Annotated in this window: 12 protein-coding genes; 1 reads left to right on the forward strand and 11 read right to left on the reverse strand. The window is 63.9% G+C overall.

Features of this window, described 5'->3' with window-relative positions:
* From ACVWSC_RS14445 to ACVWSC_RS14460, 4 genes are read right to left on the reverse strand one after another with little or no spacing between them, the layout of a single operon-like run.
* Complete coding sequence (locus tag ACVWSC_RS14445) at nucleotides 1-420, reverse strand: MaoC family dehydratase (protein ID WP_476461649.1); 420 nt, start codon at nucleotides 418-420, stop codon at nucleotides 1-3.
* Entirely contained in the window at nucleotides 392-1,525 is a 1,134-nt protein-coding gene (locus tag ACVWSC_RS14450) for an acyl-CoA dehydrogenase family protein (protein WP_476461650.1), read from the reverse strand. The genes ACVWSC_RS14445 and ACVWSC_RS14450 overlap by 29 nt, the downstream gene beginning before the upstream one ends.
* Before the next feature lie 8 nt (nucleotides 1,526-1,533).
* Nucleotides 1,534-2,511 (reverse strand): bifunctional MaoC family dehydratase N-terminal/OB-fold nucleic acid binding domain-containing protein, encoded by a 978-nt coding sequence (locus tag ACVWSC_RS14455; protein WP_476461651.1) that lies wholly within the window; start codon nucleotides 2,509-2,511, stop codon nucleotides 1,534-1,536.
* 57 nt (nucleotides 2,512-2,568) lie between these two features.
* Nucleotides 2,569-3,354 (reverse strand): SDR family oxidoreductase, encoded by a 786-nt coding sequence (locus ACVWSC_RS14460; protein ID WP_476461652.1) that lies wholly within the window; start codon nucleotides 3,352-3,354, stop codon nucleotides 2,569-2,571.
* A gap of 149 nt (nucleotides 3,355-3,503) precedes the next feature.
* On the opposite strand from ACVWSC_RS14460, the gene ACVWSC_RS14465 reads away from it, so the two are divergent.
* The gene (locus tag ACVWSC_RS14465) at nucleotides 3,504-4,289 is read left to right on the forward strand and encodes an enoyl-CoA hydratase (RefSeq protein ID WP_476461653.1); all 786 of its coding nucleotides are present in this window, start codon (nucleotides 3,504-3,506) and stop codon (nucleotides 4,287-4,289) included.
* Nucleotides 4,290-4,357: 68 nt separating this feature from the next.
* Here the strand turns inward: ACVWSC_RS14465 and ACVWSC_RS14470 are convergent, their stop codons facing one another.
* The 7 genes from ACVWSC_RS14470 to ACVWSC_RS14500 all read right to left on the reverse strand — a co-directional run bounded on the left by ACVWSC_RS14470 (nucleotide 4,358) and on the right by ACVWSC_RS14500 (nucleotide 14,925).
* Nucleotides 4,358-5,956: a FadD3 family acyl-CoA ligase gene (locus tag ACVWSC_RS14470; protein ID WP_476461654.1), complete on the reverse strand. Its 1,599-nt coding sequence runs from the start codon at nucleotides 5,954-5,956 to the stop codon at nucleotides 4,358-4,360.
* A 22-nt stretch (nucleotides 5,957-5,978) separates the two neighbouring features.
* Nucleotides 5,979-7,007 carry a 2Fe-2S iron-sulfur cluster-binding protein gene (locus tag ACVWSC_RS14475; RefSeq protein WP_476461655.1) on the reverse strand — a complete coding sequence of 343 codons (1,029 nt, stop codon included), beginning with the start codon at nucleotides 7,005-7,007 and terminating at the stop codon, nucleotides 5,979-5,981.
* Nucleotides 7,004-8,698, reverse strand: coding sequence for an FAD-binding protein (locus ACVWSC_RS14480; protein ID WP_476461656.1), 1,695 nt, complete (start codon nucleotides 8,696-8,698; stop codon nucleotides 7,004-7,006). The genes ACVWSC_RS14475 and ACVWSC_RS14480 overlap by 4 nt, the downstream gene beginning before the upstream one ends.
* A 9-nt stretch (nucleotides 8,699-8,707) precedes the next feature.
* A complete protein-coding gene (locus ACVWSC_RS14485) occupies nucleotides 8,708-10,417 on the reverse strand; it encodes an FAD-dependent oxidoreductase (RefSeq protein WP_476461657.1) in 1,710 nt (569 codons plus the stop codon).
* 90 nt (nucleotides 10,418-10,507) lie between these two features.
* Complete coding sequence (locus ACVWSC_RS14490; protein WP_476461658.1) at nucleotides 10,508-11,695, reverse strand: acyl-CoA dehydrogenase family protein; 1,188 nt, start codon at nucleotides 11,693-11,695, stop codon at nucleotides 10,508-10,510.
* Between the two features lie 126 nt (nucleotides 11,696-11,821).
* Entirely contained in the window at nucleotides 11,822-13,423 is a 1,602-nt protein-coding gene (locus ACVWSC_RS14495; protein WP_476461659.1) for an amidase, read from the reverse strand.
* Nucleotides 13,424-13,488: 65 nt separating this feature from the next.
* Nucleotides 13,489-14,925, reverse strand: coding sequence for an aldehyde dehydrogenase family protein (locus tag ACVWSC_RS14500; protein WP_476461660.1), 1,437 nt, complete (start codon nucleotides 14,923-14,925; stop codon nucleotides 13,489-13,491).
* Between the last annotated feature and the right edge of the window lie 201 nt (nucleotides 14,926-15,126).

The following is a 15,126-nucleotide window of genomic DNA, read 5'->3' on the forward strand; positions in this document are numbered from 1 at the left end:
TCAGGGCAGAACCAGCGCGACCGTGCCGGTCACGTGGTTGCCCATGGAGTTTTTGCCCTTGAGGGTCACTTCCAGGCTGCGCGTGGCGGCATCCTGATGGCTGACTTCGCCGCTGAAGGTCATGCTGTCGCCGGGGTAATTCGGCGCCCCGAGCTTGATCTTCAGCGAACGGAACTGCACCTGCGGGCCGCTCCATTGCTCGATAAAGCGCTGCACCAGGCCGTTGGTGGTCAGGATGTTCATGAAAATATGCGGCGAGCCCAGTTCGCGCGCGGCTTCCAGGTCATGGTGGCCGGGAAAGTAATCGCGGGTCGCAATCGCGCCACCGGCAATCAGGCCGACCGTGATCGGGATGGTCAGCTCGGGCAGTTGCTCGCCGGGGCGCACGTCTTCAAAGCGCTTGGTGTTCATCGAGGTCATATTTCCATCCCAGGGTAGTGTTATCGCTCAACCAATCGCCGAGACGCTCAAGGAGCATCGACGAGCCGCCCAACGCGCCGCTCAACGCGCGGCTCCAATAGAGAAAGCGATGGATCGGGTACGTCAGGTCGACGCCAATGCCGCCGTGTACATGCTGCGCGGTGTGACTGATGCGGTGCCCGGCTTCGCAGGCCAGGTACGCCGTGGCCAGCGCCTCGGAAGGCGCCGGCAGACCGGCGTCGAGGCGGTAGCACAATTGCCACAGGGCACTGCGCAGCACTTCCAGGTGCACATGGGTGTCGGCCATGCTCATTTGCACGGCCTGGAAGCTGCCGATGCAGCGGCCGAACTGTTGACGCTCACTGACATAGGCCACGGTGCGGTGCACCTGCTCGGCACTGACGCCCAGTTGCAAGGCGGCCAGGGCGGCAATCGCGCGCGGTGCCAGCCAGTCCAGTGCGGCGCTTGGCAGCACGTGCTGGTCGCTGAGGGTGACGCCGGTGAACGTCAGGTCAGCAATGGCCTCACCGTGGGTCATCACCCCCGGCACGCTGCTGATACCTGCCTGGCTGAGGTCAACCAGCACCAGGCGCGGCTGGCCATTGACCCGCGCCAATACCAGCGCCGCCGCGGACTGTTCGGCCAGTGCCAGCGCGCCGACCCGGCCGTCGAGTCGCCAACCATCGCCAGCAGCGCAGGCCTCAAGCTCAATGCCGCGCACCGAATTCAGGCCGTCCAGGCTCAAGGTCAGCAACCCCGTGGCCGCCACTGCCTGCTCAACCCAGGGGGCCAGGCACGCGGCACCGAACTCGGCGAGGGTCGCTGCCGCCAGTTGGTGACGCCACAACGGTACTTGCGCCAGGGCGCCGCCCTGGGCGTCGAGGATCTGCATCAGTTCGGTCATGCCCAGGCCGCTGCCACCGGCAGCCTCCGGGATCGCCAGGGCATGCAGGCCGGTTTCCACGCAGCCGGTCCACAGCCCTTGCATATAGGCTTGCCCGCACAGGTCCCAGTCACGCAGGCGCTCGTCGGTGCAATAGTCGCTCATCAGACTGCCGGCCATTTCGGCAATGGCACGCTGGTCGTCGCTCAGTTCAAAATCCATGGTGCCCCCTACTCTGCCAATGGCCGGAACAGCGGCAACGCCAGGTCGTCGTCGAAGGTCTGGAACTCGACCTCCACCCGCTGGCCGATGCTGATGTCTTCACGCTTGACGCCAACCAACCCGGCCACCAGGCGCACGCCTTCGTCCAGTTCGATCAAGCCGATCGGGTTGGGATGATCGAACGGTGCCACCTGCGGGTAGTGCATCACCACGAACGAATACAGTTGCCCCTTGCCGCTGGCCTGGAGGGTGTCCCAGTCGAAGCAATGGCAGGTGCTGCACACCGGCGCCGGTGGATGGCGCAAGGTGCTGCATTGGGTGCAGCGCTGGATCAGCAGCTTGCCTTCCTTGCAGCCATCCCAGAAAAACCGCGTGTCGTCGCTGATACCCGGTGTCGGACGCTTGGCCACTACCGGCTCGGGTGCAGCCGCTGCTGGCGCTTCGGCTGTGTGCTGCATGGCCGGACGAAACTTGAACACCCGAAACAGCAGCTCGCCGACTTTTTCATCGCCGCTGGCCAACTGCGAGAAATAGCTCATCACCAAGGTGACAAAAAAGCCGGTGCCAAGGCCGGTGGTCTTTTCCTCGCCAACCGACTCAAGGCGCGTGGTGTAGTAGAGCTTTTCACCCAGGCGCAGGTTGCGTTCGAAGGTCAGTTCCGAGTTCACCGCGACCACCGAGGGGTAGCCATAGCTTTCGATGATGCCGAGTACCTCATAGGGGTTCTCGGTGGTCGAACCGGGCGCATAGTTGTTGATGTGGAAGCCTTCCATGCACCATATCTGCAGCATGGGCGGCGGCGCGATGATGCCGTCGTTGCAGCTGTTGGCAGCCGCCACGGGGTCGGTGTACAGCGGGTTTTCAAGGCCGATGACTTCGCACCACTGGCGAATCATCGGCGCGTTGACGTCGTCCCAGGCGTTCACGCGACCGTATTGGCGCCCAACCAGGGCGCGCACTTTGGATAGCAATTCTGGATCAGCCAAGTTCGTCTCCTGCGTGTTCAAAGCGGCGCCCGCTACTGCAACGCCGGGGTGGGTCGATCAGTGCGGCGCAACCTGCGCCGCCTCCAGATAAGCCGGGCGTTCACCGCCGCCATGCAGCAACAGGTTGCAACCGCTGGCATAGCTGGCCAGCGGTGAAGCGATATAAAGGCAGGCGTTGCCGATGTCCTCAGGCACGGCCATGCGCCCGGCCGGGATACCGGCGCTGACCGCCGCAATGCCGTGCTCGTCGCCGTAATGCACATGGGCAAGCTCAGTGCGCACCAGGCCCGGGCTGACCGCCACGACCCGCACCCTGGGTGCCCACTCCGCCGCCAGCGACTGCACCAGCGCCAACACCCCAGCCTTGGCCGCGCCATACGCCGCCGTTCCCGGCGAGGCACGCTGCCCGCTGATGCTGCCGATAAAGACGATGCAACCGCCGTCGGCCTGGGCCTGCATCAGCCGGTTGGCGTGCTGGGCGACGTTCAGCGGTGCAATCAGGTTGAGGCGGATAATCCCTTCATGAAAACGTGGCGAAGCGCTGGCCGCATCGGCCGACGGGCTACCGCCAGCGTTGTTGATCAGCACATCGAGACGGCCGTAGTCGCGCTGGATACTGTCAAACAGCGCCTGCAAGGACGCCTGGTCGCGTACGTCGGCGGCAATGAAGTCGGCACGCGCCTGCGCCACGCTCGGCAACTGCTCGGGCTGATTGCGCCCACAGACGATGACCCTGGCCCCGGCGGCCAGAAAGCTGCGGGCAATACCGGCGCCAATGCCCTTGGTTCCACCGGTGACCACTACCACCTTGCCGCTGTAATCCAGCCCCACGTGACCACTCATGGCACATTCCTCATGCTTGTGTTGAGGGTCACTGTAGGTACAAAAGCACCCGGCCTCGTCGTCTGAACGGACGATGAAACGCGATGCCACGCTGGCAACAATCCGCGCAATGGCGCCCGTTTGGCGGCGCTTACTGCCTGAGGTTGATCATGTCTAACTCACCTGCCGCGCCGGTATTGCTGGAATTTCCAGCCCCGGGGGTCGCCCTGCTCCGGCTGAACCGCCCGCATGCCACCAACGCCTTGAGCCTGGAACTGCAAGCCCTGCTGTCGCACTACTTCAGCGAACTGGGGAGCAACCCCGAGGTGCGCTGCATCCTGCTGACCGGCGGCGACACGGTGTTCGCCGCTGGTGGCGACATCAACAGCCTGGCCGGCGTGGGGCCGATCGATATCTATCAGCGCCATACCGAGCGGGTCTGGGCGCCGATCCAGCACTGCCCGAAACCGGTGATCGCGGCGGTGTGCGGTTACGCCTATGGCGGTGGTTGTGAACTGGCCATGCTCGCCGACATCATCATTGCCGGGCGCGGGGCACGCTTCTGCCAGCCTGAAATCAGAATCGGGATCATGCCCGGGATTGGCGGCACACAGCGCCTGGTGCGGGCGGTGGGCAAGGCCAAAGCAATGCGCATGGCCCTGACCGGGCAGCCGATCAGCGCTGAAGAGGCCTGGATGTCCGGGCTGGTCAGTGAACTGGTGGAGGATGATCAGGTGCTCGTGCATGCCCTGAAACTGGCCGAGCTGATCGCGGCGATGCCGCCGTTAGCGGCCGAACAAATCAAAGAAGTGATATTGGCCGGTATGGATGCACCGCTGGAAGCGGGGTTAGCGCTAGAACGCAAAGCCAATGCATTGTTGTTTGCCTCCCGTGATCAGCAGGAAGGCATGCAGGCCTTCATCGAAAAAAGGCCTGCGCGGTTTACCGGACAGTGACGGTGGGAGCGGGCTTGCCCCGCGATAGCGATCTGTCAGTCACATCGCATCGCGGGGCAAGCCCGCTCCTACCGTAGCTCGCTCTTAACGACTTTATTTGACGCATTCACCGGCAGCGCAGTGAAAAACCGCACTTGCCGCGGCACTTTATAGTTAGCCATGCGCTCTCTGGCCCAGGCGATCAACGACGGCTCATCCAACACCTGCCCCGCCCGCACAACCACGCAGGCACGGCCCACTTCACCCATGCGCTCATCGGCAATCCCAACCACTGCCACCTGGGCAATGGCCGGGTGTTCGATCAGGCAGGCCTCGATCTCTGCCGGGTAGCAGTTGAATCCACCGACAATAAACATGTCTTTGAGTCGGTCGGTAATCTGCAAGTTGCCCTGCGCGTCCAGGTTGCCGATGTCACCGGTGTGCAACCAGCCGTCGCCATCGATGGCCTGCGCGGTCGCGTCGGGATCATTGAAGTAGCCGCGCATCACATGAAAGCCACGCAGACAGATTTCCCCTGACTCACCCGCCGCCACCGGCTGGTTGTCGGCCGAACGGATGCACACTTCTGTGCCTTCAATCGCTCGGCCGCTGGTGGCGGCGACGATCTCGGCAGGGTCATCCGGATTGCAGATGGTCGCCAGCCCGCCACACTCGGTCAGCCCGTATGCCGTGGTCACAACGTCGACCCCAAGCTCGTTGCGCATGCGTTCAATCAGCACCGGCGGGATGGTCGATGAACCGGTCACCGCAATGCGCAGGCTCGACAGGTCGGTCTCGGCCAGACGCGGGTGGGCGAGCATCGACAAGTACAGGGTCGGTGGCCCTGGCAGTACGCTGATGCGCTCGGCGGCAATGCGCTGGAACACCGCTTCTGCATCAAATACCGCGTGAGGCAGGATGGTCGCTCCCGCCAGCAGGCACGTGAGCCAACCGGCTTTGTAGCCAAAGGCGTGGAAAAACGGGTTGATGATCAGGTAGCGGTCACCCGGCTGCAGGCCTATGACCCGTACGTACTCGCTGTAGGCCCGCAAGGTTTGCCCGTGGGCACTCATCACGCCCTTGGGCTTGCCGGTGGTGCCCGAGGTGAACAGCAAATCGGACAAGTCGCATGGACCGACCGCCAGCGCTCGCTGACGGGCCTGTCGCTCAGTGACAGGCTCGCCCTTGGCAAGAAAGTCGCTCCAGCCCAGGTCCATAGCCAACTGCGGTTGCCCCGCAGCGAACAGCACCAGGTGTTGAAGACTGGCTGGGCGCAAAGGCGCCAGCATTGCCTGGTAGTCCTGGCCAAGAAACTCGCCTTGCATCATCAACACGCGTGCCTGGCTGCGCGCCAGGATATCCGCAGCCTCGGCGCCTTTCATGCGGGTGTTGATCGGTACCAGCACCGCCCCCGCGCAATGCACGCCCAGGGCGGCAATCACCCAGTCACGGCAGTTCGGCGCCCAGATCGCTACACGGTCGCCCGCTTCGATCCCCAGCGCCATCAGGCTACGGCAGACACCCAGCGCCAATGCGGGTAGATCCCGATAGTCGGTGGCGATCGAGTTTTCTTCGATCGCCGCTCGACCGCTAAAGCGCTCGGCGCTGGCGAACAACAAGGCCGGGATCGACAACGGCAACGGGTTCCAGGCGTGTACGGTGCCCGGTAATACTGAACATGCAGTCATAATCACACACTCGGTAAGCAGGTTATTCGGGGAACAGCAGGCGCAGGTGCTCACTGCGCGCCAGTGACTGACACGCCAGGGTCCAGCCCTGCTCGATCTCCTGCGGGTCAAGGGCATCGTTGCGCAGCATCTGCACCTCGCCCTGTTCGACGGTGCACATGCAGGTGGCGCACGACCCTACCAGGCACGAACTCGGCGGCTTCAGGCCTGCCCGGCGCATGGCATCGAGCAGGGTTTCACCTTCAGCGCAGGGCACCTCGAACTCTTCACCGTCCAGGCGTACGGAAAGCTGGCTACTCGGATGACAGGTGTCGACCGCGATCGGCGCGCTGATCTCGCCCTCTTCCGGCAGTGAAACAAAGCGCTCGACGTGGACCTGCGCACTCGGCATATCCAACGACTGCAGGGCGCTGACAGCGGCCTCCATGAACGGCCCGGGGCCGCAGATAAACGCCTCGGCAGTAGCAAATGGGCGCGCCAACTCGGCCAACTGGCTCACCGCCGGGATGCCCTGGACCGAGTCGAGCCAGTGAATCACTTGCAGGCGCTGGGGGTGTGCACTGGCCAGGGCCTTGAGCTGGTCGCGGAAGATCACCGATGCTTCATCGCGGTTGGCGTAAATCAGCAACATCCGCCCGCTGCCCGCCAACAGCGCCGAGCGCAGGATCGACAACACCGGGGTAATGCCACTGCCACCGGCGAACAGCAACAAGTCGGTGTCCAGCTGGCGCGGCACAAACACCCCCGCCGGGACCCGCACCTGCACGCTGTCACCGGCTTGCACGGCGTCACACAGCCAGTTCGAGGCGCGCCCGTCGCGCACCCGTTTGATCGTGACCCGCAGTGGCTCATCGAGCAGTGGCGTGCTCGACAGCGAGTAGCAGCGTGGCAACCAGCCGCCTTCGTAGGGCACACGCAGGGTCAAGAATTGCCCGGGCCGATAAGCAAAACGCTCAACCAGTGCGTCGGGCAGCTCGAACTCCAGGGAGCGGCTGTCAGCAGTCTCTTCAATCACACGCGTCACGCGTACGGTCAGGTAATCCAGGCTCATATCAATTGCTCGCTGGGTTCAACTTTGGCGCTTGCTGTAGCAGCGGTCAGCGACCGCCCGGCACGCCGCCCGGAAAACACACAATCGGCCAGCGACAAACCGCTGACGTATAGATGGCTGGGGATGCCGATGGCCGTGCGCCCGGCGGCGTACAGGCCGGGGATCGGCAAGCCGTGTGGACCGAGCACTGCGCCGCTGTGTTCATTGACCTTGAGGCCGCCGAGGGTCAATGCCCCCATCGGGAACGTGCGATTGCCAACAGAAATGTCACAGGCGTAATACGGCCCCTGCTCCAGTGGCTGACGGCTGTCTGGCGACTTGCCGAAGGCATCCTCGGCATCCCCGCGGGCGCCTGCGTTGTAGGCCTGCAGGGCGCTGCGCAGCACATCGCCGCGCATGCCGGTAACCTGGGCCAGCTGTTCGATGCTCTGGCCTTTGCGCACACCGCGCAGCATCAGCAGCAGCGCGGGCAAGCTCTGAAACCACCAGTAACCGCCGAACAGCGCTTGCTTGATCGCCTCTTTACGCAGGCGTGCGTCCAGCACCAGCCAGGCCTTGCCGCCCTGCTCTTCGCACAGCGGCTGGCCGAGGGTGGCACCGTAGACCTCTTCGTTGACGAAGCGTTGGCCGAGGGTGTTAACCACAATGCCTTTCGGCCAGCACAACGGCGGGTTGATAAAGCGCCACGCCGAAACCCGCTGCAGGCGGTCACCAACGCCGCCTGCGCTGAGGCCAAGGCGTAGGCCACTGCCATCGCAGCCTGTCGCCCCGACCTTGAAGTTGCGGCGAAACTTCGCGGCATGCTCGCTGAGCAGTTCGCGGTTGAAGATAAAGCCACCCGTGCTCAACACCACCCCACGGCGCGCGCGCACCAGCCGTGGCCGGGCAGCGTCGAGTTCCAGCTGGCGCAGGCGTTGGCGCAAGGTGTCGCAATAGCGCGGCGCGAAGTTCTGCAAACGCTCGGCACGCGCCGCCCATTTGCGATGCAGCTTGGCCTGGGGACTGCCGCTTGGCAGGCACCACAGTTCAGCGCCGATGACGGTGCCGGCAGAGTCGATCACCAGGCGCCGGGCGGCCGATTGCAATTGCGCACGCACCCCGGTACGCAGGCAGGCCGCCTTCAAGTGTGCGTACAACACTGCGCCGCATTGGCCCTTGCCAACCGTACGATGGCCGCGCGGCGCCGGAGGTAACGGGCTGCGGTGTGACGGCACCAGCTCGTTGCCGGAGTAGTAGAGAAACGCCCCGTCGGGAGGATACGAGGTTTTGCCCCCCGGCGGCATGCTGTGGGCATAGGGCACGCCATGGCGCTCCAGCCAGGCCAGGTTGGCGGCGCTGTCCTGGCAAAAGCGCTGCAAGGTGGCATCGGTCACCACGCCCTGGGTTTCGTGCTTGAGGTAGGCAAACATCGCCTCAGGCGTGTCGCTAAAGCCCGCAGCCCGCTGCTGACGGGTGCCACCACCGGCGTAGACCACCCCTCCGCTCTTGGCACTGGCACCGCCGCCGGTGAAGCGGTCGGCCACCAGCACATCGGCGCCCTGAGCACGGGCCTCAAGGGCGGCACAGGCACCGGCGGCGCCCCAACCGATCACCAGCACGTCACAGTGGTCATCCCAGTGCAGGGCGTCGGCATCGGTAACGTGCAACGCTGGCTGGATCGCAGTACAGCTTGAGTTGACAGTGGCGGTCATGGCAGTTCCTCAACGCTGGGCAGCAATGTGGTGGGCCGCGATGTAACCAAAGGTCATGGCCGGCCCGAGGGTGCCGCCGGCACCGGGATAGCTGGTGCCCATCACCGAGGCCGAGCAGTTGCCAATCGCATACAGGCCGGGAATCACCTCGCCGTCCTGGCTCATCACCTGGGCGTGTTCATTGGTCAGCAGCCCACCTTTGGTGCCGATATCGCCGGCGTCCAGGCGCATCGCGTAGTACGGCCCTTTGCTCAGTGGCGCCAGGCACGGATTGGGCTTTACGTTGCTGTCGCCGTAGTAACGGTCAAACACGTTGCCACCGCGACCGAAGTCGACATCGATACCGGTGCTGGCGTAAGCGTTCATACGCGCGACGGTGTGTGCCAGGCCAGCACTGTCGACGCCGATCTGCCCAGCCAGCGCCGACAGGCTTTCAGCTTTGTAATAGAGGGTATTGAGCCACTCCTTGCGCAACCGGCTGTCGGGCATGACCTGCGCCGGCATCAATGGGCCCATGGCGTAGTTGAAGCGAAAGTGAGCGTCGAAAATCACCCAGCACGGGATCGATTTACCACCGGTCGCTTGATTGTCGCGGTACATGGCGTCGACAAACTCCAGGTACGGCGCCGCTTCGTTGACAAAGCGCTGGCCCAGGCTGTTGACCACGATGGCGCCGGGGAACGCGCGTTCGGCAAAGACGCCGCGGGGCTTCTCCTCGCCGGGCACCGCAATGGTCGGTGCCCACCAGGCCCAGTCCATCAGCGCGGTGGCCGCGCCCAAGGCGGTGCCGGCTTGCAGCGCCGCGCCGGTGTTGTTACCCGGTGGTGTAGCGCTCCAGTCGCGCTGGGTTGGTTGCGGCAGATAACGCTCGCGCAGCGCCTGATTCTGCTCAAACCCGCCAGAGCCGAAGATCACCCCCTGGCGCGCGTGCAGTTGCAGGGTCTGGCCGTCACGGCACACCTGCACGCCGGTAACCCGGCCGTTGTCGGTCAGCAGTGTCTGGAAGTCGGTGTTCAACCACAGCGGGATGTTGCGGTCCATCAACGAGCGGCGCAGCGAGGCGACCAAGGCACTGCCCAAGGCGGCGCGGCGGTCGCGGCGGCTTTTGCGCCGCCATTTGAAATCGAGTTTGTAGCGCAGCATCAGGCCGAGAATCAGTAAACGCCAGCCAAACGAGCGCGACATGGCCTTGTGCGCATGCCTGGCCGTCCAGGCGATACGCCCCATCAACAGGGTCGAGGGTGACGGGGTGCGCAAGTTGGCCAGTTCATCACCCAGCAGGCTGGTGTCGAACAGTTCCGGGTCAAGGGTGCGCCCGCCCGCCAGAGCGCCTGGCAGCTGCGGGTAGTAGTCCGGGTATTTCTCAGCCACGGCGTAGCGCACATGGCTGTTCTGCGCCAGGGCGCGGATCATTTGCGGTGCGTATTTGACGTAGGCGCTCAGGCGCTTTTCATCACCATGCTCGGCCGTGGCGGCCTTGAGGTACTGCATGGCCAGCTCAGTGCTGTCGCGCCCGCCTTTGGCAGCAAAGTAGTGGTTATTGGGGATCCAGATTCCCCCGCCGGAAATCGCCGAGGTACCGCCGAACTTGTCGCTTTTCTCGACAACCAGTACCGAAAGACCGCGCTCGGCAGCAAACAGCGCCGAGGTCATCGCACCGGCACCAGAGCCGACGACGATCACGTCGTAGTGGGAAGTAGGCTGAGCGTTAGCTGTCATTATTGTTGTGCCTTGGCTGTGATCGAAAAGGCCCCGGCGTGCCGGCCAGGGGTGCGCAACGCCGGACCTGAACCGCGGCCCGGGCACGGTTTATACGTACGGATCAGGGTTGGGCAGGCCCAGCTGCACGGCGCCGAGGCTGCGACTGAAGGCCATGTAGTTGTTGGCGATATGCCCGCGCGCCTGGTGCAGATCGCGGAACAGACGCGCCACCGGGTTAGTGTTGTAGAGCCCGGAAGCGGCCATGCAGCGCAGCAGTTCGTTGACCTTTTCGGCACAGATGTTGGTGACGTAGGAAGACTGGTAGCGGTACAGCAGCCGGGTTTCGACGTCGGGGTACTCGCCCTTCTGCGCCAGGCTCATCAGGTGCGCGTAATTGCGCTCGAGCACCAACCGCAGGCTGTCGACGATGATCGTCGCTTCGGCCACGGTGGTTTGCGCCACCGGGTCATCGGCGGTTTTCATTCCGTGCTTGCCGATGTGCGCGGCGGCATTGGCACGAAACTCGTTGATCGCCCCCTGCAAGGCACCAATGGCCGATGACGACACCGCGCGGGTGAACACCTGGGCAAAGGGAATGGCATAAATCGGGTTGGTGTTGACCAGGCGCCCCGGAGTGGCCTCGATCGTGCAGTTGTTGGTGCGCTGCACGCGGTGCGCCGGGACAAAGGCGTCTTCGACAACAATGTCGTGGCTGCCGGTGCCACGCAGACCGAGCACATCCCAGTTGTGCTCGATACGGTAGTCCGTGCGTGGGATCAGGAAGGTGCCATGTTCAGCCGCGCGCCCTTCGTCGGCAGGCAGTACACCACCCAGGAAACACCACTGACAGTGTTCGCTGCCGCTGGAAAAGCCCCAGCGGCCGCTGATGCGATAGCCGCCTTCGACCACGGTGACCTTGGCCACCGGCATGTAGGTGGACGAGATCAGGGTCGAATGATCCTGCCCCCAGACATCACGCTGGGCTTCGATCGGGTAGCGCGCCAATTGCCAAGGGTGCACCCCCATCACGCCATAGATCCATGCCGTGGACATGCAACCTTCAGCGAGGATCATCTGGATTTCGAAAAAGGTCCGCGGGTCTACTTCATAGCCGCCGAAAGCGCGGGGTTGCAGGGCACGCAACAAGCCGGTCTGCTGTAACTCGAAGATCGTTTCGTCAGGTACCCGGAACTCGCGATCAGCCCGCGCGGTGCGGCTTTTCAGAACCGGCACCAGGCGCCGGGCGTGCTCCAGCAGTTCGACTTCTTCCGGCGTTTTTACTCGCATGCTGTCCATCCGTTCGTTCTCCCAATCTGGTTGCGCGGTTGCGCCAGCCTTGATTGATGATCGAACGCAGCAGACGAATAATCATCGTCAAAGCGGACTAGAGAACTGCGGTGCAGCGCCGTCCCTGGCGCCTTTTCAGGCCTGAATCAGCGCTCGCCTGGCCGCCCACGGACGGTCTTGTTCAAGTTGCGAAGCCAGGCGCAGCAGCACGTCTTCGCCGCCCAGGCGCGCGGTGAACATCATGCCCACCGGCAGGCCGCTGTCACTCATGCCCAACGGCAAGGAGATGGCTGGCTGACCGCTGACGTTGGCCAGTACAGTGAACGCAGCACTGCCCATGGCCTTGCGTGCATAGCTTTCGTACGGTTGGTTGAGCGACAGCTCGCCCAACGCCGGGGTCAGGCTGGCGGTGACTGGCGAGAGGATCACATCGAAACGCTCGAACTGCTGCTCCATGGCCATGCTGATGTCTTCAAAGGCGTGCCGGGCACGCACCACACCCTCACCGCTGGCTTTCGCCGCGCGTTCCAGCACGCCATAGGTGATGATTTCCAGGTCTTCGGGTCCCAAGGCACGGCCCAACGCCTTTTCGCGGTCATTGACGCTCACCAGCAAGGCGTTGCCGATCGCCACGCCGTGAGCGCCGAACAGCTGCTGGGCCTGAATTGGCAAGCGTAACTCATCCACCTCATGACCGAGGCCGAGCAACTGCTTGACCGTGTCGTCGAGGACCTTGGCAATCGCCGGGTCCAAGGGCGCCCCGGTCAGCGATTCGCGCACCAGGCCCACACGCAGACGCCCCGGTTCACGGCCCAGTTCCTCGACGTAAGGGCGCAGCAACGGCGGCGACCAGTACGGGCTACCCAATTCATGACCCTGGCCGGCATCGAGAAACAAGGCGGTATCGCGCACGCTGTGGGACACCACGTTGGCGACACTGGCGCCAAACGAGCCTTCAAAACGCAGCGGCCCGCTCGGCGTGCGGTAGCGCGTTGGCTTGAGCCCGACCAACCCGCAATAGGACGCCGGAATGCGGATAGAACCACCGCCATCGGTGGCGTGGGCCACCGGTACGATGCCAGCGGCCACCGCGGCGGCCGAGCCACCGGAAGAGCCACCCGCACTCAGCGCCAGGTTCCAGGGGTTACGGGTTTGCCCCCAGGCCAACGACTCGGTGGTGGTGGTCAGGCCAAATTCCGGGCTTGCCGCTTTGCCAAAAGGCACTGCCCCGGCGGCCTCATAGCGGCGAATCAAGGTGCTGGTCACGCTCGACGGCGGCGCATCCTTGAACAATCTGCTGCCGTTGCTGGTGATCGTGCCTTGCAGGTAGGTGTTGAGGTCTTTGAGCAGAATCGGGACGCCTGCCAATGAACCCAAGGCCTGAGTCCCGGCCTTTTTCCGCGCCGCCAGCAGCGCGCGGGCATAGTCGTCGTGGCGCAGGTTGACTGCATTGATCTTCGGGTTGACCAGATCGCAGCGGGCCAGCGCTGCAGCCAGCAGCTCTTCGGCACTGAAGTGACCGGCCTGCAAGCCTTTGGCCATGGCCCAGGCATCCAGACCCTGATAGTCGCTGGCCGACAAACCGCCAGCGGCCTGTGCATCGGCAAAACGCCCCAGCAAGCCGACCCCCAGCGCCACCGCACCGGCCTTGAGCACCTGGCGCCGTGGCCAGCCGTCAGCGGCGTCGGCCTGCGCTGCAGCGAGGGTGTCGCTCTGTGGCAAAACGTGTTTTTCCATGAGCTGAATTCCGTTTGTTCTTGTGATTGTTCTATTGACCCGCCGACGGTTTGCCGTCACCCCGGTCAGTCCGGGGTGATCTGCGCCTTCATCGCGGCCAGGAAGTGCTCACTGTAAGGCGGCAGCAGCCCCCATTCAGCGCGTGGATCATGCTCCGGCGCCTTGAGCACCGTGCGCAGGTGACTGAACTCGATAAAGCCTTCGCGCCCGTGATAGTGCCCCATCCCCGACCCGCCGATCCCGCCAAATGGGGCATCATGCAAGGCGGCATGCATCATCACATCGTTGAGGGTGACGCCGCCGGACAAGGTGTGTTCCAGCACATGGCGCTGCTCGTTGGCGTCGTTGCCAAAGTAGTAAAGGGCCAAGGGCCGTGGGCGGCCGTTGATCTGCGCGATGACCTGGTCGACATCGTCGTAAGGCAACAGCACCATCGCCGGGCCAAAGATTTCTTCGTGCATGATCAGGCTGTCAGGCGCCGGGTCGATCACCACCTGCAGCGGGCGCCGACGATTGATCTGATCGACGTCTTCTGCGTACGGCAAGCTCAGCACCCGCGCCCCGGCTTCAGCGGCCTGTTGCACCAGGCGCTCGACACGCGCCAGGTGCTGCGGGTTGACCACCGCGATCACGTCCGGGTTATCACTGATCTCGGGAACAAACTGGCGGTAGGCAGCGGCAAACGCCTCAGTAAAGGCGTCGAGCTGCTCGCGTGGCACGTAGACCAGGTCCGGGTTGATGCAAACCTGGCCGCTGTTGGTGGTTTTTGACAGGGCAATTCGGAAAGCGGCCGTGCCCAGATCGGCCGAGCGCGCCACAATCACCGGCGATTTGCCGCCCAGCTCCAGGGTCAGCGGCACCAGATGCTCGGCGGCGTTACGCATGACCGAGCGTGCAACAGCGGTACCGCCGGTAAACACCAGATGATCGAACGGTTGCGCAGTAAACGCCTGGGCCAGGTCGGCACCGCCAGTGACCACCGCCACTTCAAGCGGATCGAACAGTTCGCCAAACAGCTTTGCCACCAGCGCTGCGGTGCGCGGCACCACCTCCGAGGGTTTGAGGATCGCCCGGTTGCCCGCTGCCAGGGCGCAGGCCAGAGGGCTGAGCAAGGTATACAACGGCGCGTTCCAGGTGCCTAGAATGCCCACCGTGCCCTTGGGCTGATACATCACCCAGGCCTTGGCACCCAGCTGATCGTAGGGGCTGAACACTTGCCGCGGTTCGTCCTGCATCCAGCTGTCGAGGTGGTCGCGGGCGTGCTTGAGCGAGCCCAGCGAACCCAGTACGTCATTCATCAAGGAAAAGCCCTGGGGACGGCCACCGAAGTCGGCATCCATCGCCTCGGCAAGCGCCTGATGGTGCGCCACCAGCAAGTCGATCACCCGCTGAATGCGCGCACGGCGCTGCACGGCTGTAACGGCTCCCTGGGCATTGAACGCGGCTTTTTGTTCATACAACAAGGCCGACAGTGCGTCGACGGGAGAATCTGCACAACTCATAGGTGCCTCCTCAACTGAACTCCTCAACTGAACAAGGGCCAGCCTGACGCCGCTGTACCCATCATGGCCGTCGCTGCACAACGCCCTGCACGCAAACTAGCTGCGGCCCCCGGCGGGCGCCTCGTCCAAGTGGACGAGAGGGGCGAAAACGTTAGTCCATAAAGACGATGTAAAGCCCGTTGGCGCTGGCAATACTGGCCA

This window comes from Pseudomonas sp. NUPR-002, from assembly GCF_056322725.1.

Excerpts from the sequence above, each read along its gene's own strand:
- ACVWSC_RS14500 (WP_476461660.1), bottom strand. The coding sequence starts at position 14,925 with ATGAGTTGTGCAGATTCTCCCGTCGACGCACTGTCGGCCTTGTTGTAT.
- ACVWSC_RS14485 (WP_476461657.1), bottom strand. The coding sequence starts at position 10,417 with ATGACAGCTAACGCTCAGCCTACTTCCCACTACGACGTGATCGTCGTC.
- ACVWSC_RS14460 (WP_476461652.1), bottom strand. The coding sequence starts at position 3,354 with ATGAGTGGTCACGTGGGGCTGGATTACAGCGGCAAGGTGGTAGTGGTC.
- ACVWSC_RS14475 (WP_476461655.1), bottom strand. The coding sequence starts at position 7,007 with ATGAGCCTGGATTACCTGACCGTACGCGTGACGCGTGTGATTGAAGAG.
- ACVWSC_RS14465 (WP_476461653.1), top strand. The coding sequence starts at position 3,504 with ATGTCTAACTCACCTGCCGCGCCGGTATTGCTGGAATTTCCAGCCCCG.
- ACVWSC_RS14445 (WP_476461649.1), bottom strand. The coding sequence starts at position 420 with ATGACCTCGATGAACACCAAGCGCTTTGAAGACGTGCGCCCCGGCGAG.
- ACVWSC_RS14490 (WP_476461658.1), bottom strand. The coding sequence starts at position 11,695 with ATGGACAGCATGCGAGTAAAAACGCCGGAAGAAGTCGAACTGCTGGAG.
- ACVWSC_RS14470 (WP_476461654.1), bottom strand. The coding sequence starts at position 5,956 with ATGACTGCATGTTCAGTATTACCGGGCACCGTACACGCCTGGAACCCG.
- ACVWSC_RS14495 (WP_476461659.1), bottom strand. The coding sequence starts at position 13,423 with ATGGAAAAACACGTTTTGCCACAGAGCGACACCCTCGCTGCAGCGCAG.
- ACVWSC_RS14480 (WP_476461656.1), bottom strand. The coding sequence starts at position 8,698 with ATGACCGCCACTGTCAACTCAAGCTGTACTGCGATCCAGCCAGCGTTG.
- ACVWSC_RS14450 (WP_476461650.1), bottom strand. The coding sequence starts at position 1,525 with ATGGATTTTGAACTGAGCGACGACCAGCGTGCCATTGCCGAAATGGCC.